This is a genomic window from Bradyrhizobium sp. IC4059, assembly GCF_020193615.1.
In the GTDB taxonomy this organism is placed as follows: Bacteria; Pseudomonadota; Alphaproteobacteria; order Rhizobiales; family Xanthobacteraceae; genus Bradyrhizobium; species Bradyrhizobium yuanmingense.
The window spans coordinates 1178667-1202905 of sequence record NZ_JADYVH010000001.1 but is presented as its reverse complement, the minus strand read 5'-3'; the positions used below and the strand labels follow the sequence as shown (position 1 = coordinate 1202905).

Here is a 24239-nt window from a genome sequence, read left to right as displayed (position 1 = left end):
TATCGCGGGCGTCAAGGGGCGAACCGCTGCCGGAGCCGTCATGCCGGATATTCTCCCGCCAGCGCGCCGAACAGGATGACGGCCGCAGTGGAAGCGGCGCCGCCGCGCCCAAGCTGCTCGGCGAGCTCGGCAATCGTGGTGCGGACCAGCCGTTCGTCGGGACGCCCGAGAGATTCGGCGAACAGCGCCGGAGTGCTGGGAGCGAGGCCGTGCGCGATCAATTTTGCGGCAAGCGCCGGAAAGGTGCGCCGGCCCATATAGACCACGGTCGTGGCCTCGGGGTCGGCCAGTGCCGCCCAATTCAGATTGGGCGGCAGCTCGCCCGTGACGTCAGCGCCGGTGATGAACTGCACCCGGCGGGAGGTATACCGGCGGGTCAGGGGAATGCCGGCCTGGGCGGCGGCGACACAGGCGGAGGTGACGCCGGGAACGATCTCGTAGCCGATGCCGGCCTCGCGCAGCGTCTCGATCTCCTCCTCCAGCCGGCCGAAAATGCCGGCATCGCCGGACTTGAGCCGCACCACGCGCGCACCGGTTGCGGCATAGTCGACCAGGAGACGGTTGACGTGGTGCTGCTTGGTCGAAGGACGCCCGGCCCGCTTTCCCACCGCGACGAGATTGGCGCCGGGCCGGGCGAGATCGAGGATCGCGCCGGAGGCAAGATCGTCATAAAGCACGACGTCGGCCTCGCGCAGCCGCGTGGCGCCCTTCACCGTGAGGAGCTCGGGATCGCCCGGACCGGCGGAAACGAAAGAGACAAAACCGCTCACCGGTCCTCCGCGATCAGATGGAAGAACGTGCCGGTGGCATGGCCACGGCGCGAGCCGGTTTCGGCAATGACCGCGCCGGTGGCGTCGTGCACGACCGCAAGCGGCGTATCGGGTTGGGCGAGGATGGTCGAATAGTGGAACTCGTGGCCGCGCAGGCGCGCGCCAGGCTGATGCCCCGGCATCGGCGCAGCCAGTTCAGCAAGACGATAGCCGAGATGCATGCGGCGCTTGGCAAAGCTGGTCTCGAGGCCAAGCAGCCCCGCCATCTCATGGCTGATACCGTCGGCGTCGGTGAGGCCTGTGCCCAGCACCATATAGCCTCCGCATTCGCCATGCACCGGCCGCGTCTCGGCGAAAGCGCGCAAGCCGCTGCGAAAGCGCGCATTGGCCGCGATCTTTCCCGCATGCAGCTCAGGATAGCCGCCCGGCAGCCAGCACACGTCGGCGCTCGCGTCGGGCGCTTCGTCGGCCAGCGGCGAGAACGGCGCGATCTCGGCGCCCGCGGCGCGCCAGGCTTCCAGCATATGCGGATAGACGAACGAGAACGCCGCATCGCGCGCCAGCGCGATGCGCTGGCCGGGCGGCCTCACGTTCAAGCCGTTCGCCGCAGCTTGCGGCGACCATTGGCCTGCCGAGTGGAGCACCGCATCGAGATCGACGTGCTCGGCGACAAAGCGCGCGGCCTCGTCGATCAGCTTGCCGATCTCGGCCTGCTCCTCGGCCTGCACGAGACCGAGATGCCGCTTCGGCAGGCTGATCTCGGCATGGCGCGGCAGCGCGCCGAACACTTTGATGCCGGCCTCGTTCAGCGCGCGCCGCACCAGATCCTCGTGGCGGGGGCTGGCGACGCGATTGAGCACGACGCCCGCAAGGCGCACGCCGGCGCGGTAATCGCGAAGGCCGGCGGCGATCGCTGCCGCAGTCTGCGCCTGGCCGGAGGGATCGATCACCAAAACCACCGGCCAACCCAGCATCTCCGCGATATCAGCGGTCGCTCCCGTGCCGGAGACACCGCGCGCAGCGACACCGTCGAACAGGCCCATCGATCCCTCGGCGAGCACGACATCTGCATCGCCGCCACGGCTGACGAGATGCGCGATGGTGCTGCGATCCATCGCCCAGCTGTCGACGTTGACCGAGGCGCGTTCCGTGGCCGCGGCGTGGAAGGCGGGATCGATATAGTCGGGGCCGCTCTTGAAGCACTGCACGTTCAAGCCGCGCTTGCGCCAGGCGCGGGCGAGCGCCAGCGTCAGCGTCGTCTTGCCGACGCCGGAGGCCGGCGCGGAGATGACAAGGCTCGCCGGCATCACGACGCCTCCGGAAAGCGCGGCTCGGCACCGACCGGCCGGTAGCGGCGGTCGTAGTCGGCGGCATAGAGGCGGCTCTCGTCAAAATCGGCAGCGCCAAGCGTCTTGCCGACCAGGATCAGCGCCGTGCGCTCCATCTCGCCACCCACGAACGCATCGAGCGTTGCGAGCGTCGCACGCACGATGCGCTGCTCCGGCCAGCTCGCGCGCCAGACGATCGCGACCGGGCAATCCGCGCCGTAATGCGGCGTCAGCTCGGCGACGACCTGGTCGAGCAGATGGATCGACAGGTGGATCGCGAGCACCGCGCCGGTCGCAGCGAACGCGGCGAGCTTCTCGCCCTCGGGCATCGCGCTGGCGCGCCCCGGCGTGCGCGTCAGCACGACCGTCTGAGCAAGACCGGGCAGCGTCAGCTCGGCCTCGAGCGCGGCCGCGGCAGCCGAGAACGAGGGAACGCCGGGTGTCACCGAGTAGGAAATCCCGAGCGCACGCAAACGGCGGAGCTGCTCGCCCATCGCCGACCAGATTGAGAGATCGCCGGAATGCAGCCGCGCGACATCCAGGCCTGCCGCATGCGCGGCTGCGATCTCGGCGATGATCTGGTCGAGCGACATTGGCGCGGTGTTGACGATACGTGCGCCGGGTGGGCAATGCGCCAGCACGCCCTCCGGCACCAGCGAGCCGGCATAGAGACAAACCGGACTGGCCGCGATCAGATCGCGGCCGCGCAACGTCAGCAGATCGGGTGCGCCCGGCCCTGCGCCGATGAAATGCACCGTCATGTGCCGTCTCCTTCGGCGATCGCCGCGGTCGCACTGCGATCCTGCGAGACGACCCGTGTTGCAATCAACCGCGCGCGCGGACCGGCGACCGCGAGCGCCGCAGCCTCGGCTACAGATCCGGTGCCAAATTTCTCCGCGACGAGCTTCGATTGCGTGGGCGTGTCGATGCCGGCCAGTGTCGCGGCCGGAACGGCCCTGATCGGCACGCCGCATTCACGTGCGAGCTGCTTCAGCGCCTCGATGTCGGCCCTGTCGCTGACGGTTGCCATCGCCGCAAGCCCTTCCGCACCGCCCGCAGCGAGCAGCGCTTCACGCAGCGAAGCCAGCGTCACATCGCGCTTGAAGCCGAGTCCGGCGACCTTCATCGCACCACACTCCACTGCACCACGGGGCGTGCTGCCTCCCACGACCGATAGCGGCCGAGCGGGGCGGCATGCGAAATTTCGGCCCGCATCAGTTCGCCGCCGTGACGCCGATGCAGCTCGCCGAGCAGAGCTTCCGTCTCCAGCGTCACAGCATGCGCCACGAGCCGCGCACCCGGCGAGAACCGCGGCCAGATCGCATCAAATAACACTTCGTCGAGACCACCGCCAATGAAGACGGCATCCGCCGCTTCCAACCCGGCAAGAGCTTCCGGTGCCCTGCCCGTGACGACTGTGATCCGATGTGCCAAACCGAAGGCGGCCGCATTCTTGCGGATGTTCGCGGCGCGATCCTCGCGCGCTTCGACTGCACTCGCCGTCCCACCACACAGCGCCCACTCCACGGAGATCGAGCCTGAACCTGCGCCGATATCCCACAACCGTTCGCCGGGCCGCGGCGCCAACGCCGAGAGCGCGAGCGCACGTACCGGCCGCTTGGTGATCTGGCCGTCATGCATGAAGAGGTCGTCCGATAATCCCGAACTGCGGGGCATCCCCTGTCCGCCCTTCGCCTCGACGGCGACGGTGACCAGGTTTCCGGCGAGATCACCGGCAAGACTATCGGCGCGATATTCTGTGACGCTTTCGCGCGGGCCACCGAGGGCGGCGAGCATCCAGAAGGCCGAGGCGCCCCACCCGCGCTCGCTCAACCACCTAGCCAGATCGCCAGCCGCTTTCCCATCGCGCACGAGACAGATGATGCGCGCCCCTCGCGCCAGATGCGGACCGAGACGCTCGAACGGTGCGGCGTGAAGCCCGAGGCAGACGGTGGATTCGAGTCGCCAGCCCAGCCGCGCGGCCGCAAGCGAGAAGGTCGAAGGTGCGGGATGCGCGATCCATTCGCCGCTATCGAGCTTCTCGGCGAGGCTTGCGCCAGCGCCATGCCAGAACGGATCGCCGGAGGCGAGCACCACCGTCGGCCTGCCGCGGCAGCTCAGCACGACATCCGCATCGAACGGCACCGGCCATGGACGACCGCGGCTGCCAATTTCGGCAAGCGCAAGATGGCGCTCGCCGCCGAACACGGTTTCGGCCTTGGCAAGCGCCTTTCGGCTTGCCTCCGACAGCCCGGCAAGGCCATCTTCGCCGATACCGATGATGGTCAGCCAGGGATCAGACATGATTCGCGCCCTCATTCTGGGCGGAACGGCCGATGCGAGCCTGCTCGCCGCGGAGATCGCGCGCGCCGGCATCGATGCCGTCTATTCCTATGGCGGCCGCACCCGCGCGCCCGCCGATCAGCCGCTGCCGACGCGCATCGGCGGGTTTGGCGGCGTGAGCGGGCTGGCCGACTACATCCGCCGCGAAGGCATCACGCATGTCATCGACGCGACGCATCCGTTCGCTGCCGAAATGAGCCGTCATGCGGTCGAGGCCTGCGCGGACACCAATGCGCCGCTGATCGCGCTGGAGCGCGCGCCCTGGACCAGGGTGTCCGGCGACAACTGGATCGAGGTCGCCGACGTCAACGCCGCCGTTGCGGCCCTGCCCGAGGTGCCGACAAACGTGTTCCTCGCCATCGGCCGCCAGCACATTGCGCCATTCGCGACGAAGCCGCAGCACGCCTACACGCTGCGCTTCGTCGACCCGCTCGACGCGCCCCTGCCCTTCGCGGCCGATGTGATCGTGTCGCGCGGACCGTTCACGCTTCATAGTGAGCTGGCGATGATGCACACGCGCGGCATCGCCTGGATCGTCGCCCGCAATTCCGGCGGCGACGGCGCGCGCGCCAAGATCGACGCGGCGCGCATGCTCGGCCTTCCCGTAATCATGATCTCGCGACCAGAGCTGCCCGAGCGCCAAAGGGTCGAGAGTGTCACTGACGTGATGCAATGGCTCGGTCATTCTGCGCGCCTCGGCGCATAGACCCAGCGGCCGATGCGGCGCGTCTGCGAATTGCCGACGATGACAAGCGTGCGCATGTCGGCCATCTCGGGCGTCGCCTGGTTCAGCGTCACGATCTCGATCTTTTCATCAGCCGCGCTGATCGCGCGCGCGAAGATCATGAGACGCTCGCCGCAGCTGGCCTCGCGAAGCAGCGCCAGCGCACGGCCGAATCCTTCCGGGCGGCTGGCCGAGCGCGGGTTGTACATCGCGATGGCAAAATCGGCTTCCGCCGCGAGGCGCAGGCGCTTCTCGATCACCGCCCACGGCTTGAGATTGTCGGAGAGGTTGATCGCACAGAAATCATGGCCGAGCGGCGCGCCGGCACGCGCGGCGGCCGCCAGCATCGCGGTGACGCCGGGCAGCACACGGATCGAAAGTTCACGAAATTCCGGCGCCTGCTCGAGCGTCTCGAACACGGCGGATGCCATCGCGAACACGCCGGGATCGCCGGAAGAGACGACGACGACCTGACCGCCTTCGGCGGCAAGCCGCAGGGCTTCGCTCGCGCGTTGCAGCTCTTCGCGATTGTCGGATGGATGCAGAGTGAGCCCAGGCCGCGGCGGCACGCGCGCGACATAGGGCGCATAGCCCAGAATGTCGGTCGCCGTCGCAAGCGCGGCGGAAACTTCCGGCGTCACCAGCGCGTCGCTGCCCGGCCCGAGGCCCGCGATGGTCAGTGTGCCTGTCATTCGGCGGCATCCAGATGCCGGCCCTTGCCGTGCACGAGCACGATCGCGAAATAGGGACAGTCGGCCGCATCGATCTCGGCGAGCCGCACCACGCGCTCGCCTGGCATGGTGCCACGCTCAACCAGCCAGGCATCGGCGAGCCGCCCGGCGGAGCTGAGCGCGCGGCGCACTTTTGCGAGATTGCGGCCGGTCTTCATGACGACCAGTGCATCGGAATCGCGCATGCGGCGTTCGAGCTCGGCCTCGGGCAGCGTGCCCATCAGCACCGTCGTCACGTCGTCGCCGAGCGCGATCGGCCGGCCGACGCCGTTCCAGCAGCCGACCATGCCGGGAATGCCGGCGATCACCTCGATCTCGACGCGGCCCTGCAGGCGCGTGTGCAGATGCATGAACGATCCGTAAAAGTAAGGATCGCCCTCGCAGAGCACGACGACGTCGACGGCGCGCGAAAGCCGCGCCAGGCGCTCGGCCCATTCGTCGTAGAAGCCGGCGAGCAGCTGGACGTATTCCGCGCTGTCGAAAGCAATCTCGGTCGTAACCGGATATTCCATTGGATATTCGGTAACGCCGCTCGCGAGCATGCCCTCGACGATGCGGCGCGCCTGACCGGGCCTGCCCTTCTTGCGAAAATAGGCGACGTGACTAGCGCCCCGCACCGTACGATCGGCACGCACGCTCATCAGATCAGGATCACCGGGGCCGAGACCGCAGCAGATGATGCGTCCCATGGCTATTCGCTCCGGCTTGCCAGCGCGTTCACGGCAGCAACCGTGATGGCGGAGCCGCCGAGGCGGCCTTCGACGGTGAGCGCCGGTGCCGGCGGATCGGCCATCAGCGCGGCCTTGGATTCGGCCGCGCCGACGAAGCCGACCGGACAGCCGATGATCGCAGCCGGCCGCGGGCAGTCGCGATCCTCCAGCATGTTGAGCAGATGAAACAGCGCGGTCGGTGCATTGCCGATCGCGATGATCGCGCCATCAAGATGCGGCCGCCACAGCTCCAGGGCCGCGGCCGAGCGCGTGTTGCGCATGGACTGCGCCAGCGCGGGCACGGCGGGATCGCCGAGCGTGCAGATCACGGCATTGGCCGCGGGCAGTCTTGCCCGCGTAATGCCTTCGGACACCATGCGCGCGTCGCACAGGATCGGCGCGCCCTTCTGCAAGGCCGCGCGCGCGGCAATCGCCATATCAGGGGTGAAACGGATATGCGCCTCGAGGCCGACCATGCCGGCGGCATGGATCATCCGCACCACCACCTGCTCCTCGTCCGACGTGAAGCGCGCGAGATCGGCCTCGGCCCGGATGGTGGCAAAGGATTGCCGGTAGATCACAGCGCCGTCGGTCTCGTAGGTGTGCGGCATCAGTTCCCTCCGACCAGGATGGAGGGATCGCTGACGATGTCGGCGCCGTTCAGCCCGCGCAGGACCGGCGCGTCGCGGGTCGAGCCGTCGCGGACGAGATCGAACCCGGCGCGCGTCGCAATCAGGGTAACCGCAGCCGCGCCGGAATGGGCGCAGCCCTTGCCGCAGCCGGAGACGTGGAGTCGCGCGTCGGCGGGGATGCGCGGCGCCAGCGCCGCGGCCAGCGCGCGCGTATCGGCATGGGCCTCGCGGCAGCGCGGCGCGCCGCTGCAGGCGATGACGCGCAGCGCCGGATCATGGGGCCTGGTGATGAGCCCCGCCGCGCTCGGCATCTCGCGCTTGCCCTCGCTCAGCACCATCCGCCAGGGCGTCATGCGCAGCGCATGGCCGCAAGCAGAGAATTGATGCAGCGTCGCGTGCAGCATCTGCCCGAACGCCACCCCGACCATTGCGCCTTGCGGATAGTGCCCGGGACGCACCGCGGCCATCACCGGCGCAGGCTCGGTCTCGCCGCGCAAGGATTGAGGCAACACGGCGCCGGATGCGATGTGGGCTGCCATGCGCGCTCGCCCGCCGTTTGCACCGCCGGAGATGATGAACCAGCTTGCGAGCGCCAGCGCCGCGCTCACGGCCTGTCCGCGTTCAACGGAACGACCGAGCTTGGCGCCGTCGGCCCGCACCAGGAGACCGCCCGAGCGGTCGCGCTCGATGCGGATGTCGGCGGAATCGCCGGCGAGAACACGCGACCGCCCGTCATCGATGGCGAAGCCGAACTTGGTGGGAAGCGCCAGGCCGGAATTGGCAAGCGCCTCCTCGAGCTCGGCGGCGAGCGACTGCGTTTCGTCGCCGCTGCCCCAGAACGGCGTCACCAGGATGTTGCGCCTGGCTTCGATGTCGGCGTCGGGATCGAGCAGCTGGAGCTGCGCAAGACCATCGAGCAGCGGCCGATGGCCGTCCTCCTGGACGCCCCTGATCTGCAGATTGGCCCGGCTCGTGACGTCGATCAGACCGTTGCCGAAGCGCTCGGCGAGTTCCGCAAGCCCGGAGATTTGTGGTGCTTCAAGGCGTCCCCCGAACGGACGCACGCGCACCACGAGCCCGTCGCCCGATTGCATCGGGCGCAGCGCGCCGGGACACCAACCCTTGACCGTGGTCGCGCTCATGAGGCCTCCCGCAGCGCTGCCGCAATCGAATTGCGACGTGTTCGCCAGAGCGAGGCCTCGTGCAGGCGCGTGAAGCAGGTTTCCATTGCGGCGAGTGCGGACGGATTTTCGCGCGCCATGAAGGCGCGGACGTCGTCGTTGCCGAGTGTCGCGTCGTAATAGAGGTCGAACAGATGCGGCGGCACGGCGCCGGCGAGATACGCAAAGGCGGCCATGTGCTCCAGCGTCGCGGTGATCTCGGCGGCGCCGCGGAAACCGTGGCGCATCATGCCGGCGATCCAGGCCGGATTGGCCGCGCGGGCACGAACGACGCGCGAGATCTCTTCCGTCAGCGTGCGCGCATGCGGCTCGCCGGGCCGCGTCGCATCGAGGTGATAGAGCGACGGCACGCCTGCCCCGAGGTGCGCGGCTGCCGCGGCGATGCCTGCCTCATGCGCGGCATAGTCGGCGGCGAGCAGCAGATCGGTTTCGGGCAAGTCCTGGACGTGGACAAAAGCGTCGGCGGACGCGAGACGCTGTTCGATACCTGCGCGATCCGGCTGCATCGCGCCATCGGCAGAGAACGCCCAGGACGATGCCGACAGCCACGCTTCGCCTGCGGCCTCGCGCGTCTCCGGCGTGAAGGCATCCGGGATCGCCGAGAGCCCGACGCCGTATTGTCCGGGCCGCGGCGCGAACACGCGGGACGCACGCTGGCGATAGGGATTCTCATCGCCCTCGTCCTCGCGCGCGGCGAGCGCCTCGGCGGCGGCTTCGAACAATTGCGCCAGCCCTGCGAAGACATCGCGGAACAGGCCGGATACGCGCAGCGTGACGTCGATGCGCGGACGGCCGAGCTCGGCCGGGGCGATGATGTCGTAACCGGTGACACGGCCGGAAGCGTGATCCCAGCGCGGCGCGAGGCCGGCCAGATGCAACGCCATCGCGAACTCTTCGCCTGCGGTGCGCATCGTCGCCGAGCCCCAGAGATCCACCACGAGGCCCTTCGGCCAGTCGCCGTGATTCTGCAGATGACGGCGCAACAGCTCTTCGGCGAGTTTTATCCCCTGCGCATGCGCCGACGGCGTCGGCACCGCACGCGGGTCGACGGCGAAGAGGTTGCGCCCTGTCGGCAGCACATCCTGACGCCCGCGATACGGGGAGCCCGACGGCCCGGGGGCAACGCGTTTTCCGGCGAGCACGGAACGCAATGCATCGCGCTCCGCTTCGCCGCAGGCACCGCGGCCGAACACGTGCAGGCCATCGCCGAACTGGCTCTCCTTGAGGTCGCAGACGAAGCGGTCGATCCGCGGGATGGCTTCGGCCGGTGCGGCCATTGCATCGAGGCCGAGATCGTCTTCGAGACCCGCCGCCCGCGCCTCGTCACGGATCGCCGCGATCAGCCGCTGGCGGCGCGCGGGATCGAGACCATCGGCGGTCGAATATTCGTCGAGCAGGCGTTCGAGCCGGCGCAGGCCCTCCGGCACCGCGGATGTCTCAAGCGGCGGCGGCAGATGGCCGATCGTGACCGCGCCGATGCGCCGCTTGGCCTGCGCGGCCTCGCCGGGATCGTTGACGATGAAGGGATAGATGACGGGCAGGTCGCCGATCAGCGCTTCCGGCCAGCACACTTGCGACAGCGCCACGGATTTTCCGGGCAGCCATTCCAGCGTGCCGTGCGCGCCCATATGCACGACGGCATCGCAGCCTTGCTGCCGGAGCCAGAGATAGAACGCGACATAGGCGTGGCGCGGCGTGCGGGCGAGATCGTGATAATCGGCATCGCGCGAGGCCGCATCGCCGCGCTCGGGCTGAACCGCGATGACCGACCGGCCGCACGCGATGGCGGCGAAGTGGAACGCACCATCGCGGCAGCTCGGGTCGTTTTCCACCGCGCCCCAGGCGCGCGCGAGATCGTCCTGCAAGGATTGCGGCAGGCGCGACAGCCCCGCTCGATAATCGGCGACGCCCCAAGTCAAACTCTGCTTCAACAGTGTCTCGCCGAGCGCATCAACCGGCGCAACGTCGAAGCCGACCTCAGCGACATCGGAAATCAAAGCCTCGACCGACGCCAATGCATCAAGACCAACGGCGTGCGCGATCTGATGCGGACGGCCCGGATAATTCGAGAGCACGATTGCCAACCGCTTCTCGCCGGCGGGCTTCTCCGCGAGGCGACGCCAAGCCGCGACGCGCATGGCAACGGCGTTGACGCGCTCTTCGTCGGGCCTGTGCGCTAGATGCGCGAATTGCAGATCGGGATCGCGCTGACCGGCCGATTTGAAACTCACCACGCCTGCGAACAGGCGGCCGTCGACCTCCGGCAGCACGACATGCATCGCGAGATCGCCGGGCGACAGGCCACGCAGTGATTCCGCCCAATCTTCGCGCCGCGCCGTCGAGAGCGCAACCTGGAACACCGGACAGAATGCGGCATGGAACGGCGTCGTGCCGTCATCGCCAAGGGCCGAGAACGCCGTCGCATTGACGATCGCCGCCGCAGGATGTTGCGCCAGATGCGCGCGCAGCCAGTCGGCAACGCCCGGCGCCTTCAGCGAGGTGACGAACACGCCGTAGGCGTCAAATCCCTTCTCGCGCAGCGCCGCAATCAAGGCGTCGACGGGCCCCGTATCGGCGGCGGTGAGATAGGAGCGATAGAACGTCACGAGTGCGCGCGGCTTGCCCTCGCCAACTGGCGCGGCAATGACACCGCGCGCGGGATCATAGAATCCCATCTCGGACACGGTCATCTCGCCGATGACCGGGCCGGCATAAAGGCCTGAGGCCAGCGCGAGCTGCGCGATCGCGGCTTGCGCGGCGACCGGGCCACCGGAGTCGCAGAGCACCTTGAGCCGCCGCAGCGTCGAGACCGGCAGGGTCGAGTACGCATCCAGCCGCGCGTCGTCGCGGCCGTCCGCCGGCAGCACGGCGAGCACGATGTTGCGCTCTTGCGCGAGTTGCTGGAGCGCCGCGAGCCCGTATGCCCAATAGGACTCCCCGCCGATCAGGCGCACCAATATGCCCCGCGCCTGCGACAGCGTCCGTTCGATATAGGTGTCGACCGACAGCGGATGACGCAGCTCCGCGAGATTGGCCAGCCGCAGCGACGGCAGGCTGCCCCGACCGCGGCGCCAGCCGGCCGCAAAGGCGGCAAGGTCGGAATCCGAATACGAGAGCACCACGAGATCGGCCGGGTCCTGGCCGATGTCTCTTGGCGTCGCGGTCTCCTCGAGACCGCGGCTCTCGCGGAAGACGACGTGCATCAGATGCCAGATCCTGAAAGACCAAGTCCTGCCTTGATGGCGGCCTCGTCGATATCGCCATGCTCGCCGATCACGACGAGCTTCGACTGTCTGAGACCCGCGCCCCATGGCTTGTCGAACTGATGGCGCACGCGCTCACCGACCGCCTGCAACAACAGGCGCATCGGCTTGCCCGCAACCGCGATGTAGCCCTTGGCCCGCAGCACGTTCTGCTCGCGCGCCAGTTTCTGGACGGAGGCGATCAGTGCCTCGATATCCGCCACCTCCGGAAGGTCGATCACGACCGAGGCAAAATCATCATGCTCATGCTCTTCCTCGCCGTCGTGATGCGAGGGCCGCGCGGCGAGATCATTCTCGGCGGCCGCACCGAGGCCGAGGATGACGCGCGCGTCGATCGCGCCATCGGTGACCGGCAGCATCGGCACGCGGCGCGGCATCTCGGCTGTGATCGCCGCCTTTGCGGCTTCGATTCCGGCTGCGCCCGCAAGGTCGGCCTTGGTCAGCAGCACGATGTCGGCGCAGGCGATCTGGTCCTCGAACACTTCTGACAGCGGCGTCTCGTGATCGAGATTGTCGTCCGCCGCGCGCTGCGCTTCCACCGCAGCCGGATCCGGCGCGAAGCGGCCGGCCGCGACGGCCTCGGCGTCGGCCAGCGCGATCACGCCGTCGACCGTGATGCGCGAGCGGATCTCCGGCCAGTCGAACGCCTTCAGCAGCGGCTTTGGCAGCGCCAGGCCCGAGGTCTCGATCAGGATGTGATCGGGCCGCACCGGGCGCGCCAAGAGTTGCTCCATGGTCGGAATGAAATCGTCGGCGACGGTGCAGCAGATGCAGCCATTGGCGAGCTCGACGATGTTCTCCTCCGGGCAGTTCGCATCGGCGCAGGACTTCAGGATCTCGCCGTCGACGCCTTCGCTGCCGAACTCGTTGACGAGCACGGCGAGCTTCTTGCCGCCGGCATTGCTGAGCAGATGCTGGATCAGCGTCGTCTTGCCGGAGCCCAGGAAACCCGTGACGACCGTAACCGGGACTTTTGCGAGCGAGTTCATTCAGCGGCCTCCGGCACGACGGTAACAGGGGGAATACGGGCAAGCGACTGCTTGCGGAAGATTTCGGGACGGCTGCGCCAGGGCACGATTCCGTCGGGCGCCGCCGCGTAGGCCGCAGCACCTGCGACCACGTCCTGCGCATTCGCATCGGAGAGGCGGCCATAGACATAGGACCAGCGGCCGGGCGCGCTGAGCGCGACCGAGCAGCCCTGGCTGCACGCCGACAGGCATTCGACGGGAACCACGCTGACGCCCTCGGGCACGCCGGCCTCGAGGATCGCGCCATGCAGGCGCTTGCCGGGCGTCGTCTCGCCCTCGCCGAGCGTCTGGCCGGCGCGGCAGGTGATGCAGACATGAAGTGTGACGGTCATCGCCTCTTCCAGATAACAGCGGGAGGCGATGAGGCGCACGGACCATTCTCCAGAAAGGCCCGCTCCCCGTCGCGGAACACCCCGTCCGCCGGTCCAAAACTCGTCGCGCTGGCAGGTCTCCCGGCTTGCGGAGCAGGGTTTTGGCCCTTCGATCCCCGCCTTCCCGATTCCAAAAGGAATCAGTGGCTTCGGGCATCTCTCCGGTCACGGTCGCGGGGGCGGCTGCAGTTTGGACCCAAATCTTTGCGGATTCGGACCCTATCGCATTCCCTCTTCGCCTGTCATAGGACAGGAACCAACGCCAGGCCACCATTTGCCGGTGGCCGCCACTTGTCAAGCCGAAGGACCGGGACCGATGACGCCTGAACCGGAAACCCACACGACCGAGGAAACCGACGCCCGCCACGCCGCCAAAATGGCGAAGAAGAAGGCCGCTCGCGACAAGATCATGGCGACCAAGAGCGGCGAAAAAGGCCTGATCATCGTCCACACCGGCGCGGGCAAGGGAAAATCCTCCTCGGCCTTCGGCATGATCGTCCGCTGCGTCGCGCATGGCTTTCCTTGTGCGGTGGTGCAATTCATCAAGGGCGCCTGGGATACCGGCGAACGGCGCCTACTCACCGGCCATTTCGGCGAACTCTGTCAGTTCCACGCGATGGGCGAAGGCTTCACCTGGGAGACCCAAGACCGCACCCGCGACATCGCTGCCGCGCGCGCCGGCTGGGAGAAAGCCAAGGAGCTGATCCTCGACGAGCGGCTGCGCATGGTCGTGCTCGACGAGATCAACATCGCGCTGCGCTACGACTATCTCGACATCGCCGAAGTCGTCGATTTCCTGACGACGCAAAAGCCTGCGATGACGCATGTCGTGCTCACCGGGCGCAACGCCAAGGACGAGCTGATCGAGATCGCCGATCTCGTCACCGAGATGACGCTCGTGAAGCATCCGTTCCGCTCCGGCATCAAGGCGCAGGCCGGCGTCGAGTTCTGAAGTCATCATGGCACGCGCGCTGATGATCCAGGGAGCCGGCTCGGACGTGGGCAAGTCGCTCATCGTCGCCGGCCTCGCGCGCGCCTTCGCGCGCCACGGTCTGCGGGTGCTGCCGTTCAAGCCGCAGAACATGTCGAACAATGCCGCGGTCACGGTCGACGGCGGCGAGATCGGCCGCGCCCAGGCGCTGCAGGCGCTCGCCGCCGGCGTCGAGCCGCACACCGACATGAACCCGGTGCTGCTCAAGCCCGAGACCGATGTCGGCGCGCAGGTCGTCGTGCACGGCAAGCGCATCGCGACGGCGCGTGCGCGCGACTACGCCGCGATGAAGCCGTCATTGATGGGCGCGGTGCTGGAGAGTTTCGAACGCTTGAAGGCGCGGGCCGATCTGGTGCTGGTCGAGGGCGCCGGGAGCCCGGCCGAGGTGAATTTGCGCAAGTCCGACATCGCCAATATGGGCTTTGCCCGCAAGGCGAATGTGCCGGTCGTGCTGGTCGGCGACATCGACCGTGGCGGTGTCATCGCCCAGCTGGTCGGCATCAAGACGGTGATCGACCCCGACGATGCCGCGATGATCTCTGGCTTTGTCATCAACAAGTTCCGCGGCGATCCCACGCTGTTCGACGACGGCTACAGGCTGATCGAGCAGAAAACGTCGTGGCGCGGCTTCGGCGTGCTGCCCTGGTTTCCGCGTGCCGGCGAGCTACCGGCCGAGGATGCGCTCGGCCTGCGCGATGCGCGCAAGCCGGGCCAATGCAAGATCGCCTGCCTCGCACTGTCGCGGATCGCCAATTTCGACGATCTCGATCCGCTCAAGCTCGAGCCGGGTGTCGATCTCGTGATGGTGCGTCCGGGCGAAGCCATTCCCGGCGATGCCAGGCTCGTGATCATCCCTGGCTCAAAATCCACCCGCGGCGACCTCGCCTTCCTGCGCGCGCAGGGCTGGGACGTCGACCTGTTCGCGCATTACCGCAGGGGCGGCCATGTGCTCGGCCTCTGCGGCGGCTATCAGATGCTGGGACGCAGCGTCACCGACCCCGAAGGCATCGAAGGACCTGCGGGCGACACGCCGGGCCTCGGGCTTCTCGATGTCGAGACGGTGATGAGCCCGCAAAAGACCCTCACGCGCGTTACGGCCGTGCATGCCGCGACGGATCAGCCGATCCAGGCCTACGAGATCCACATCGGCCGCACCGACGGCCCGGATCGCGCCCGCCCCTTCGCCAAGCTGGACGGCGAGGCGGAAGGCGCGATCTCGCGCGACGGCCGTGTGCAGGGCAGCTATCTGCACGGCCTGTTCACGTCAGATGATTTCCGCAAGGCCTACCTCGCCAAGCTCGACATTCCCGCGGGCGACGAGCCCTATCACGCCAGCGTCGAGAGCGCGCTCGAGGCGCTGGCCGATCACATGGAAAAGCATCTCGACGTCGAAGGCCTGCTCGCGCTAGCGCGCTAGGGCCTCGGCAAGGCGCGTCCATTCGGCTTCGCTGCCGGGGAGCCCGAGGCGCAGCCATGTCAGCTGTTGCGCGAACACGCGGGACCAGATGTGGCTGCGCGCGAGCCTCTCCTGCGCAGCCACCGCGTCAGCCGTTTCGTACAAGCGAAACAGCGGTGTGCCGCCGATGAGCCGCCAGCTTCGCGAATGCGCCATCGCATCGAGGCGAACACAGTCGCGCGCGAGCCGCGCCGACGTCGCCTCCGCCCAAGCCTGATCGCGCAAGGCACGACAGCCGATTTCGATCGCCGCGCCCGAAACAGGCCATGGACCCGACACGGCGGCAAGCTTGTCGATGTCGGCGGCATGACCGATGGCGAAGCCGAGCCGCAGGCCGGCCAAGCCATAAAACTTTCCGAACGACCGCAGGATCAACAGTCCCGGTCGATCCGCGTCGGGTGCAAGCGACGATTGCGGATCGGCATCGGAAAAGCTCTCGTCGACGACGAGACGGCCGACGCGGGGCAGCAGCGCGAGCAGATCCTGTGGCGCAGAACGCCGGCCATCGGGATTGTTGGGATTGACGACGATGGCGAGATCCGCGCCCGGCAGCGCGCCAAGCTCTCCGACTTCCTGCACCTCCCAGCCTGCGGCAGACAGCACGCCGGCATATTCATTGTAGGTCGGCGCGAGAATACGCGCGCGACCGGGCCGCGCAAGTTGGGGCAGCAATTGGATCGCAGCCTGCGCGCCGCCAAGCGCAACGATGGGCGCGCCGGTGCGGTACGCGTGCCCTGCGGCCCGATGCAGGGCCTCGATCTCGGCGCGTGATGGCAGCGCGCTCCACGCGCGCGCGCTCACCTCGCCCACGGGATACGGCAGCCGGTTGATCCCGGTCGACAGATCGATCCAGTCCTCCGCGCGTCCGCCAAAACGCTGCTGGGCCTGGTCCAGATTTCCACCGTGCTCGCGCATGCCCCGTTGTTTCACGCGAAAGCCAGGATCGCAAGCACGCCTGCGACCAGCAGCATGGCGCGCCGATAGACCGTCAGCGCCTCGACGATGTCGGCGGCGCGCGGATCGCGCGCGCCTTCGTTCAGCCAGGGCTCTTCGGTCGTGCTGCCGTGATAGATGCGGGGACCGCTGAGCCGCACACCGAGTCCGCCGGCCATGGCCGCTTCCGGCCAACCGGCATTGGGCGAGCGATGCCGGCGCGCATCGCGCGTCATGCAGGCCAATGATTCCGACCGCTGCGGTGCCAGCAGCACGAACAGGAATCCGGTCAGCCGCGCCGGGACGAAATTGGCGACGTCGTCGATGCGCGCTGCCGCCCAGCCGAAGGCTTCGTGGCGTTCGCTGCGATGGCCGATCATGGAGTCCAGCGTGTTGATCGCCTTGTAGCCGAGGATGCCGGGCAAGCCCAACAGTGCGCCCCAGAACACCGGCGCCACGATGCCGTCGGAGGCGTTTTCGGCAAGGCTCTCGATCGCCGCGCGCGCGATGCCGGCTTGATCGAGGCTTGCGGGATCGCGGCCGACGATGCGCGAGACCGCTTCGCGCGCGGCGGCGACGTCGCCGGCCAGCAAGGGCGTGGCCACGGCAGCGACATGATCGTGCAGCGAGCGCAGCGCGACCAATGGCCAGGCCAGGATGCCAATCAGCACGATCTGGATCCAGCCCGAAGGAAGCAGTGATTGCAGCGCCCAGCCGAGCGCCGCGGAGAGCGCGATCACCGCAAGCGCGCCGGCGACGCCCGCGGCTCGGCGCAACGCCGGCGGATCGGACGCGCGATTCAAGGCGGTGTCGATGCCGGCAATCAGCCCGCCCAGCCAGGTGACGGGATGCCCGATCCGCGCGAACAGCCACGCCGGCCAGCCCAGAAGGGCATCCACCGCCATCGCCACCAACATCGCGCCCGCAAAGTCCACATCCAGCTCCTGTCCCGCCCCTGTTGCGCAAGACGGCGGCCGAGCGCAAGCCCCTCGCTGCCTGATTTCGGCTTTGTCTTTGGCCGCGTTTGATGATTAGTGCTGCGGCAGGAGACCTTTATGGCCATCATCTTGATCACCGGCGGGGCGCGATCGGGCAAGAGCACCCGGGCGGAGGCGCGCGCGCGCAGCTTTGCCGGCCAGCCCGTCTACGTCGCGACGGCCGAGGCGCTCGACGGCGAAATGCAGGAACGCATCGCAAGACATCGCGCGCGGCGCGGAGCCGATTGGATCGAGCGCGAGGTGCCGCTCGATCTCGTGCCCGCGCTGCTCTCGACCGAAGGTGGCGGCGCGAGGCTGGTGGACTGCCTGACGCTGTGGCTCTCCAACCTGATGCATGCGGCGCGCGATTGGGAGCGAGAGGTGAGAGAGCTCGCCGACACGCTGCCCCGCCTCAACAGCCCCGTCGTGCTCGTCACCAACGAGGTCGGCCTCGGTATCGTGCCCGACAACGCGCTGGCGCGCAGCTTCCGCGATGCCGCCGGAATCATGAACCAGATCATTGCCGGTGTCGCCGACGAGGTCGAGTTCGTCGTCGCCGGCCTGCCGTTGAAGCTGAAATGATCCCGCGCGCCGAGCACCTCAAGGACATCCTCGCCGATCTCAAGATGGCGACATCGTTCGTGACGATCCTGCCGGTGGCATCCTCGAAGCCTGCGGGCGACGGCGCCGTTGCGCGGGCAATGTGGGCGCTGCCGGTCGCGGGACTGCTGGTCGGCCTCGCCGGCGCCCTCACTTACAAGATCGCCATTCGCTTCGGACTGACGCCGAGCCTTGCCGCCCTCCTCGTGCTAGCCACGACCGCCCTCATCACCGGCGCGCTGCACGAGGACGGACTTGCCGACACCGCGGACGGCCTCGGCGGCGGCCGCACGCGCGAGCGCAAGCTCGAGATCATGCGCGACAGCCGGATCGGGACCTATGGCGTCTGCGCCCTGATCCTATCGTTCGGCCTGCGCTGGAGCGCGCTTGCGACGATCGCAAATCCATGGGCCGTCATGCTCGCGCTGTGCGCGGCGCACGTTGCTGCCCGTGCCGGCCTGCCGGCCTTCATGTCGCTAGTCCCGTCGGCGCGGCCTGATGGCCTCTCTGCCGGCGCCGGGGCGCCGCCCGGGCGCAGCGTGGCCATCGCCTTCGCGCTTGGAACGCTTGCGCTTGCCCTGACGTTGGGGCCGGGCAAGGCGCTGGTCGGCCTGATCCTGCTGTCACTGGCCGGCCTGCTGCTGGCGCGGCTTGCCATCCGCCAAATCGGGGGGCAGACCGGCGACATCCTCGGCGCGTTCGAGCAGACGGGCGAGATCCTGATCCTGCTGGTGGCGGCGTCCTTCCAAATGGGGCGATGACCTCATGGTCGAGTTCGACGATAGCTTCCGCCAGCACTTACGCGAGCTGTTCGTGTGGCGCCGCGACGTGCGCCGCTTCCGCAGCGATCCGCTGCCGGAGGGGGCGATCGATCGCCTGATCGAGACCGCCTGCCTCTCGCCTTCGGTCGGCCTCAGCCAGCCCTGGCGCTTCGTGATCGTCAATGATGCTGCAACGCGCCGCGCCGTGGTCGAAGATTTCAGGACGTGCAATGCCGACGCGCTGAGCTGCTACTCCGGCGACCGCGCCGCCCGCTATGCCACCTTGAAACTGTCCGGCCTCGAGCAGGCGCCCGGCCATCTTGCCGTGTTCGCCGACAAGGGCAGCAACATCGGCCACGGCCTCGGCCGCGCGACCATGCCTGAAACGACGGAATATTCCGTGGTCGCCGCCATCACCGCGATGTGGCTCGCCGCCCGCGCCGAGGGCATCGGCCTCGGCTGGGTGTCGATACTGAACCCTGCGCGCATGCACGCTGTTCTCGACGTGCCTGACAGCTGGAAGTTCATCGCCTATCTCTGCATCGGCTATCCCGAGATCGAGTGCGACCGGCCCGAGCTGGAGCAGGCGAAATGGGAGCAACGGCGCAGCGCGGACGCGTTCACGCTGCGGCGCTAGGCCGCCGGGCACCAGATCGAAAGCCTGCGAACGAACATTCACATGCGCCTTTCGTCGATTGTGGGCACCCCGCTTTCGCGCTAAGCATCGAGCAAAGCAAGGCGATCGTGCAACGTAGTCCATGACGGGGCGATCTTTCGTTTCCTCGGCGGTCAATCGCCGCGGCTTCATTCGCCTCGCGACTGCATCGGTCGCGGGATGGATCGCGCTCGGCGCAACGCCGGATCGTATGCGGATCGTCGCCTCGCTCACCGCATTGCCGCTCGACGACGAGCTGACCAGACGCGGCATGATCGACAGCGCGAGCTCTCGCCTGGGCAACCTCGTCGCCGGCTTGCGGCAGCGCGGCTGGGTCGAAGGCGTCAACTTCCGCCTCGAGCTCCGTTCACCTTCGGCGCGCCGGACCGGCTGAAGATGGCCGTCCGGGAATTGCTCGACCTCAAGCCGGACGTGATCCTGACGGGGTCGACGATCGAGACCGCCGCCGTCCTTGCCGCCACCAAGACCATCCCGGTCGTGTTTGCGACCGCGAACGATCCGGTCGGCAACGGCTTTGTCGAAAGCCTCGCGCATCCCCGCGGCAACGCCACCGGCTTCACCAACAGCAGCGCCGAGATGGGCGGCAAATGGCTCCAGCTGATCCGCGAGGCCGTGCCCGACGTCGCGCGCGTCGGCATCCTGTTCAACCCAGCGACCACGCCGCGCGGCGGACGCTTCTTCCTCGAATCGATCGAGCAGGAGGCTGCCGCATCCGGCGTCTCCGTGATCCCCGCGCCCGTCAACGCGCCCGCGGAGATCGACGACGCCGTCAAGCGCTTTTCCGAACTGCCCAAGGCGGCGATGGTGGCGCTGGTCGACAGCTTCCTCGTGGTCAACCGCAAGGCGGTGGTCGCGGCCGCCGCCAAATACCGCGTGCCCACGATCTATCCGTTCCATTACTTCATCGATGCCGGCGGGCTGATGAGCTACGGCCCAACGCTCGACGTGCGCTCGGCCGATTACGTCGACCTGATCCTGCGCGGCACCAAGCCCGGCGACCTTCCAGTGCAATCGCCGCGCAAATACGAGCTGTTGATCAACCGCACGGTCGCCCGCTCGTTCGGCTTGACGATCCCGTTCACGCTGCTCGCGCGCGCCGACGAGATCCGCGAGTGAACGATCCCGGCGACCAGGAACCTTCGCGCACGCCTTCCGGCCGGCTGTTCAGGAAATATCTCTACTCGATCGTCGCCCTCGCCTTCGCCGCGCTCGCCATCAACACCAGCTTCGACGTCTGGTTCTCCTATCGCGAGCAGAAGCAGCTGCTGGCGGCGACCCAGCGCGAACAGGCCGCCTCCGCAGCGATTCAGATCGGCCAGTTCATCGGCCAGATCGAGAACCAGATCAGGTGGCTCGCGCGCCTGCCGCCGGAGCTGTCGACCCACGAGGACGAGCGGCTGAACGCCATCCGCCTCCTGCGCCTCTCGCCTGCGATCGCGGAGATCGCCCAGCTCAATTCGGAAGGCCGCGAGCAGCTGCGCGTATCGCGCCGGATCGCCGACAAGGTCGGCAGCAACGCCGATCTCTCCGCTTCAGCCGCCTTCCGCGGTGCCAATGACAGCCGGGCCTATTACGGTCCCGTCTATTTCTTCGGCGACACCGAGCCCTTCATGACGCTCGCCACGCGCGGCACCGGGCGCGCTCCCGATGTGATCGTCGCCGAGGTCAATCTGCGCTTCATCTGGGACCTCGTCACGGGAATCAGGGTCGGCAACACCGGCAAGGCCTATGTCGTCGACCGCATGGGCGTGTTGATCGCGCATCCCGATTTATGGCGGGCGCTCCAGCGCAGCGATCTCTCCGGCCATGCCGACGTCCGCGCCGCGCTCGACGGCATCGGGCCGCCTTCGGGCGGCCTCGTCAAGGAGGATCTCTCCGGCCAGCGCGTGCTGTCGACCTATGCGACCGTGCCCTCGCTCGGCTGGCTGGTGTTCGTCGAGCTGCCGCTTACCGAAGCCTACGCGCCGATCTATGCCTCGATCGGCCGCTCGACCTTCCTGCTCGTGATCCTGCTCGCGTGCGCGGTGCTGGTCTCGCTCATTCTCAGCCGGCGCATGACCGTGCCGATCCAGCTGCTGACCCAAGGAGCCAGGCGGATCGGCAGCGGCGACCTCAACTCGCGGCTCGCGATCAAGACCGGCGACGAGCTTGAGGCGCTCGGCGAGCAGTTCAACCGCATGGCGGCGCATTTGCGCGATTCCTACGCCACGCTCGAGCGCAAGGTGATCGAGCGCACCTCCGAGCTGGAGAAGGCCCGCGACCACGCGCTCGCCGAGCACGACGCCGCCGAGCGCGCGCGCCGCGCGGCGGTCGCGGCCAATGAGACCAAGTCGCGCTTCCTCGCCGTCGTCAGCCATGAGTTGCGCACGCCGCTCAACGGCGTCATGGGCGTGCTGCAACTCTTGGACGACGGCAGCCTCAGCGAGGCCCAGCGCCGCCATCTTGCCACCGCGGCGGCGTCGGGCGAAACGCTGATCGCGCTGGTCGATGCGGTGCTGGAATATGCGCGCCTCGAGGCCAGCACGGAAATGCTGGAGACGCGCGACTTCCGTCTCGACCAGCTCATCGAAGCCGCCGGCGACCTGATGCGTCCGCAAGCCCTCGACAAGGGCCTGAGCTTCGATCTCGCCTGCGATGACACGGTCGACACCGCCGCGCATGGCGATCCCGTCAGGCTCAACCGCATCCTGCTCAACCTGATCGGCAATGCGATCAAGTTCACCCCGAGCGGCGGCATCGGCGTGAGCGCGGCAACCGAGCGGCGCGGCGATCACCTCCTGCTGTGCATCATCGTGCGCGACACCGGCATCGGCATCGCGCCCGAGCTGCACGAGCGGATTTTCGAGGATTTCGTCCAGGCCGACGACAGTATCGCGCGCCGCTTCGGCGGCACCGGCCTCGGCCTTGCGATCGCGCGCCGCCTCACCCGCCTGATGCGCGGCGAGCTCAAGGTCGAGAGCGCGCCCGGCGCGGGCAGCACGTTCACGCTCGAAGTGCCGCTCGGGCTTGCCGGAAGCAGCGTGGCGCAAGGCGCGCTTGCGCCGCCGTCGCGGCAGCTCCGCGTGCTCCTGGTCGACGATGACCCCGTCAATTGCGAGGTCGGCGCAGCGATCCTGCACCGGCTCGGCCACCACACGACGATCGCCAGGAACGGCGCCGCAGCCGTCGAGCTCGCCCGCGATCAGGCCTTCGACGTCATCCTGATGGATCTGCACATGCCCGACATGGACGGCGTGGAGGCGGCCTTCCGGATCGGCGAGCTCGGACTTGCCAAGATGCCGCGCCTCATCGCCGTGACCGCCGACGTCTCCGGCCGCGCCCGCGATCGGCTTGCCGGCGCCGGCATCGCCAAGGTCGTCAGCAAGCCGATCCTGGTCAACGCGCTGCGCGAGGCGATCGAGGATGATCTGGTGGCCGAGCCGGCAGCCGCGCAACGCCCGGCGACCGAACTGATCGATCGGCCTTTCCTCGACGACCAGCGGGAGCTGCTGGGCGCCGCGCAAATCGACAAGCTCCACCATCTGCTCCAGCAGACAGGAGAACGATTGATCCACGACATCGCCGACGCCGTGGCGGCGGGCGATCACAAGCACCTCGCACGATCCGCGCATCAACTTGGCAGCGCCGCAAGTGCGCTCGGCCTCGTCCGCCTGTTCGAGCGCAGCCGCGACGTCGAGCTGGCGGCACCCGCGATGTCACCTGCCGAACTCGACAGTGCCGCACGCGAACTCGCCGAGATTCGACAGGCGTCGATGCAAGCGCTGAATGATCTGCTTGAACCTGCCGGACAGCAATCTGTCAGCTAGATTTGCGCAGGTCGGAGCTCCCAAGCGTTCTCTCCTGCGGCACCAGCGGCTGGCCAAGCGGAAAGATCAATCCCACGACTCCAGCCGGTTCTTCAGCAGGTCGCCCGGCCGGCGCTGTGTTTCCGGCCGGGCCAGCGCGCCCCCCAAGAGATCAACTACCTTCGTGCGGGACCTGTTAGCATTCGCTATCACGAGCCCGAAGTTTTAACGACCAGCTTTATGTTGAGCAGGTTGACACCCTTGAATGGGTTCGGCGCGCTTTCGATGGTTCCCGTACCCGTTGCATTCGCGTAGGCACCAGTGCCCGACAGAATCGTGTATTCGCCCGTCGATTTGCCGTCTTTGGCCGATCCGGTGTAGCGCGCCGTAATCGAGCCTTCCTCGAACGTGTAAGTGCTATAGCCGAAGAAGGGGCCAGACCCTTTGAGCTGGTCCGAACTATTGACGAACTCTTTCACGCCGATACGGCCATCGCTGAAGACGGCCACTCCGAAGAATTTCCCGGACACGACCGTCTGTCCTTCAACGTTTGCGGCCTCTATGACCTTGAGGTCGAGCGGCTTGGTGACGAGCTTGAACTCGAGCACCCGCTCACCGGCTACGGCGGTTGACGCCGCGACAGCCAATGCCACACCAGAAAGGAAAAAGGTGAGAGACTTCCGCATAGCTTCCTCCTGCGCTTGTTGAAACCAAGTCGAAAAGTGCGGGCGACTCATCGAGCCAGGCTCTTCGCGGTGGCACGGAAGAGAGCCCTCGGCAACGCCCGACAGCGGCTGAACTCTCTCTGTCCTGAGGCGAAGTCGGGACGCGAATATGAGTCCCAAGCCACGGGAAGAAAGTTCAAGTCTCCGTTGCGATATAATCTTATCCAGCCACTGCGCGGGACTCTCAGCAGAGGCACAATCATCATGGCCTCTGCTGGTTGCCGGACTTCATCTTATCATTCGCGCAAGAGTAA

24 protein-coding genes and 1 riboswitch are annotated in these 24239 nt (G+C 67.7%); of the genes, 9 read left to right on the top strand and 15 right to left on the bottom strand.

The genetic code is table 11. The features are described from left to right. Nucleotides 1-38 precede the first annotated feature (38 nt). From cobA to cbiE, 5 genes are read right to left on the bottom strand one after another with little or no spacing between them, the layout of a single operon-like run. A complete protein-coding gene (gene cobA, locus I6F12_RS05540) occupies nucleotides 39-770 on the bottom strand; it encodes a uroporphyrinogen-III C-methyltransferase (RefSeq protein ID WP_036005341.1) in 732 nt (243 codons plus the stop codon). After that, a complete protein-coding gene (locus I6F12_RS05535) occupies nucleotides 767-2077 on the bottom strand; it encodes a cobyrinate a,c-diamide synthase (protein ID WP_225155675.1) in 1311 nt (436 codons plus the stop codon). The genes cobA and I6F12_RS05535 overlap by 4 nt, the downstream gene beginning before the upstream one ends. Continuing rightward, a complete protein-coding gene (cobM, locus tag I6F12_RS05530; RefSeq protein WP_225155674.1) occupies nucleotides 2077-2859 on the bottom strand; it encodes a precorrin-4 C(11)-methyltransferase in 783 nt (260 codons plus the stop codon). Before cobM ends, I6F12_RS05535 begins: the two co-directional genes overlap by 1 nt. Beyond that, nucleotides 2856-3224, bottom strand: coding sequence for a cobalamin biosynthesis protein (locus I6F12_RS05525; RefSeq protein WP_225155673.1), 369 nt, complete (start codon nucleotides 3222-3224; stop codon nucleotides 2856-2858). The genes cobM and I6F12_RS05525 overlap by 4 nt, the downstream gene beginning before the upstream one ends. Further along, nucleotides 3221-4402, bottom strand: a complete 1182-nt coding sequence (gene cbiE, locus I6F12_RS05520) for a precorrin-6y C5,15-methyltransferase (decarboxylating) subunit CbiE (protein ID WP_225155672.1) — start codon at nucleotides 4400-4402, stop codon at nucleotides 3221-3223. Before cbiE ends, I6F12_RS05525 begins: the two co-directional genes overlap by 4 nt. On the opposite strand from cbiE, the gene I6F12_RS05515 reads away from it, so the two are divergent. Next, the gene (locus I6F12_RS05515) at nucleotides 4401-5147 is read left to right on the top strand and encodes a cobalt-precorrin-6A reductase (protein WP_225155671.1); all 747 of its coding nucleotides are present in this window, start codon (nucleotides 4401-4403) and stop codon (nucleotides 5145-5147) included. The two genes, cbiE and I6F12_RS05515, sit on opposite strands and share 2 nt — an antisense overlap. On the opposite strand, the gene cobJ is transcribed toward I6F12_RS05515, so the two are convergent. The 7 genes from cobJ to I6F12_RS05480 are packed head-to-tail and all read right to left on the bottom strand — an operon-like array spanning nucleotide 5123 to nucleotide 13042. Next, the gene (gene cobJ / locus I6F12_RS05510; RefSeq protein WP_225155670.1) at nucleotides 5123-5857 is read right to left on the bottom strand and encodes a precorrin-3B C(17)-methyltransferase; all 735 of its coding nucleotides are present in this window, start codon (nucleotides 5855-5857) and stop codon (nucleotides 5123-5125) included. The two genes, I6F12_RS05515 and cobJ, sit on opposite strands and share 25 nt — an antisense overlap. Beyond that, nucleotides 5854-6585 carry a precorrin-2 C(20)-methyltransferase gene (locus tag I6F12_RS05505; protein WP_225155669.1) on the bottom strand — a complete coding sequence of 244 codons (732 nt, stop codon included), beginning with the start codon at nucleotides 6583-6585 and terminating at the stop codon, nucleotides 5854-5856. The genes cobJ and I6F12_RS05505 overlap by 4 nt, the downstream gene beginning before the upstream one ends. A gap of 2 nt (nucleotides 6586-6587) precedes the next feature. Beyond that, on the bottom strand, nucleotides 6588-7217 hold the full coding sequence (locus I6F12_RS05500; protein WP_036005374.1) for a precorrin-8X methylmutase: 630 nt from the start codon (nucleotides 7215-7217) through the stop codon (nucleotides 6588-6590). Next, on the bottom strand, nucleotides 7217-8380 hold the full coding sequence (gene cobG, locus I6F12_RS05495; RefSeq protein ID WP_225155668.1) for a precorrin-3B synthase: 1164 nt from the start codon (nucleotides 8378-8380) through the stop codon (nucleotides 7217-7219). Before cobG ends, I6F12_RS05500 begins: the two co-directional genes overlap by 1 nt. Beyond that, a complete protein-coding gene (cobN, locus tag I6F12_RS05490; RefSeq protein ID WP_225155667.1) occupies nucleotides 8377-11622 on the bottom strand; it encodes a cobaltochelatase subunit CobN in 3246 nt (1081 codons plus the stop codon). The genes cobG and cobN overlap by 4 nt, the downstream gene beginning before the upstream one ends. Beyond that, nucleotides 11622-12671 (bottom strand): cobalamin biosynthesis protein CobW, encoded by a 1050-nt coding sequence (gene cobW, locus I6F12_RS05485; RefSeq protein WP_225155666.1) that lies wholly within the window; start codon nucleotides 12669-12671, stop codon nucleotides 11622-11624. The genes cobN and cobW overlap by 1 nt, the downstream gene beginning before the upstream one ends. After that, on the bottom strand, nucleotides 12668-13042 hold the full coding sequence (locus I6F12_RS05480; protein WP_036005458.1) for a DUF1636 domain-containing protein: 375 nt from the start codon (nucleotides 13040-13042) through the stop codon (nucleotides 12668-12670). Before I6F12_RS05480 ends, cobW begins: the two co-directional genes overlap by 4 nt. Nucleotides 13043-13134: 92 nt before the next feature. Next, nucleotides 13135-13357: riboswitch (cobalamin riboswitch) on the bottom strand. Nucleotides 13358-13397: 40 nt separating this feature from the next. On the opposite strand from I6F12_RS05480, the gene cobO reads away from it, so the two are divergent. Continuing rightward, the gene (gene cobO, locus I6F12_RS05475; RefSeq protein ID WP_057029997.1) at nucleotides 13398-14033 is read left to right on the top strand and encodes a cob(I)yrinic acid a,c-diamide adenosyltransferase; all 636 of its coding nucleotides are present in this window, start codon (nucleotides 13398-13400) and stop codon (nucleotides 14031-14033) included. Nucleotides 14034-14040: 7 nt separating this feature from the next. Further along, nucleotides 14041-15489: a cobyric acid synthase gene (locus I6F12_RS05470; RefSeq protein ID WP_225155665.1), complete on the top strand. Its 1449-nt coding sequence runs from the start codon at nucleotides 14041-14043 to the stop codon at nucleotides 15487-15489. Here the strand turns inward: I6F12_RS05470 and cobD are convergent. Together cobD and cbiB are read right to left on the bottom strand one after the other, a co-directional pair. After that, nucleotides 15478-16443, bottom strand: a complete 966-nt coding sequence (gene cobD / locus I6F12_RS05465; RefSeq protein ID WP_225155664.1) for a threonine-phosphate decarboxylase CobD — start codon at nucleotides 16441-16443, stop codon at nucleotides 15478-15480. The genes I6F12_RS05470 and cobD overlap by 12 nt on opposite strands. A gap of 11 nt (nucleotides 16444-16454) precedes the next feature. Further along, nucleotides 16455-17396, bottom strand: coding sequence for an adenosylcobinamide-phosphate synthase CbiB (gene cbiB / locus I6F12_RS05460; RefSeq protein ID WP_225155663.1), 942 nt, complete (start codon nucleotides 17394-17396; stop codon nucleotides 16455-16457). A 120-nt stretch (nucleotides 17397-17516) separates the two neighbouring features. Here cbiB and cobU point away from each other — a divergent pair, with 120 nt between their 5' ends. The 6 genes from cobU to I6F12_RS05430 all read left to right on the top strand — a co-directional run bounded on the left by cobU (nucleotide 17517) and on the right by I6F12_RS05430 (nucleotide 23281). Continuing rightward, nucleotides 17517-18020, top strand: coding sequence for a bifunctional adenosylcobinamide kinase/adenosylcobinamide-phosphate guanylyltransferase (cobU, locus tag I6F12_RS05455; protein WP_036023498.1), 504 nt, complete (start codon nucleotides 17517-17519; stop codon nucleotides 18018-18020). Further along, complete coding sequence (gene cobS, locus I6F12_RS05450; protein ID WP_036005415.1) at nucleotides 18017-18799, top strand: adenosylcobinamide-GDP ribazoletransferase; 783 nt, start codon at nucleotides 18017-18019, stop codon at nucleotides 18797-18799. Before cobU ends, cobS begins: the two co-directional genes overlap by 4 nt. Nucleotides 18800-18803: 4 nt before the next feature. Further along, nucleotides 18804-19436 (top strand): 5,6-dimethylbenzimidazole synthase, encoded by a 633-nt coding sequence (gene bluB, locus I6F12_RS05445; RefSeq protein WP_036005418.1) that lies wholly within the window; start codon nucleotides 18804-18806, stop codon nucleotides 19434-19436. Between the two features lie 121 nt (nucleotides 19437-19557). Beyond that, a complete protein-coding gene (locus tag I6F12_RS05440; protein WP_225155662.1) occupies nucleotides 19558-19848 on the top strand; it encodes a hypothetical protein in 291 nt (96 codons plus the stop codon). Between the two features lie 2 nt (nucleotides 19849-19850). Beyond that, a complete protein-coding gene (locus I6F12_RS05435; protein ID WP_225155661.1) occupies nucleotides 19851-20591 on the top strand; it encodes an ABC transporter substrate-binding protein in 741 nt (246 codons plus the stop codon). Next, nucleotides 20588-23281, top strand: coding sequence for a hybrid sensor histidine kinase/response regulator (locus I6F12_RS05430; RefSeq protein ID WP_225155660.1), 2694 nt, complete (start codon nucleotides 20588-20590; stop codon nucleotides 23279-23281). The genes I6F12_RS05435 and I6F12_RS05430 overlap by 4 nt, the downstream gene beginning before the upstream one ends. A gap of 188 nt (nucleotides 23282-23469) precedes the next feature. Here the strand turns inward: I6F12_RS05430 and I6F12_RS05425 are convergent, their stop codons facing one another. Beyond that, entirely contained in the window at nucleotides 23470-23946 is a 477-nt protein-coding gene (locus tag I6F12_RS05425; protein WP_036005431.1) for a hypothetical protein, read from the bottom strand. Nucleotides 23947-24239: the final 293 nt, after the last annotated feature.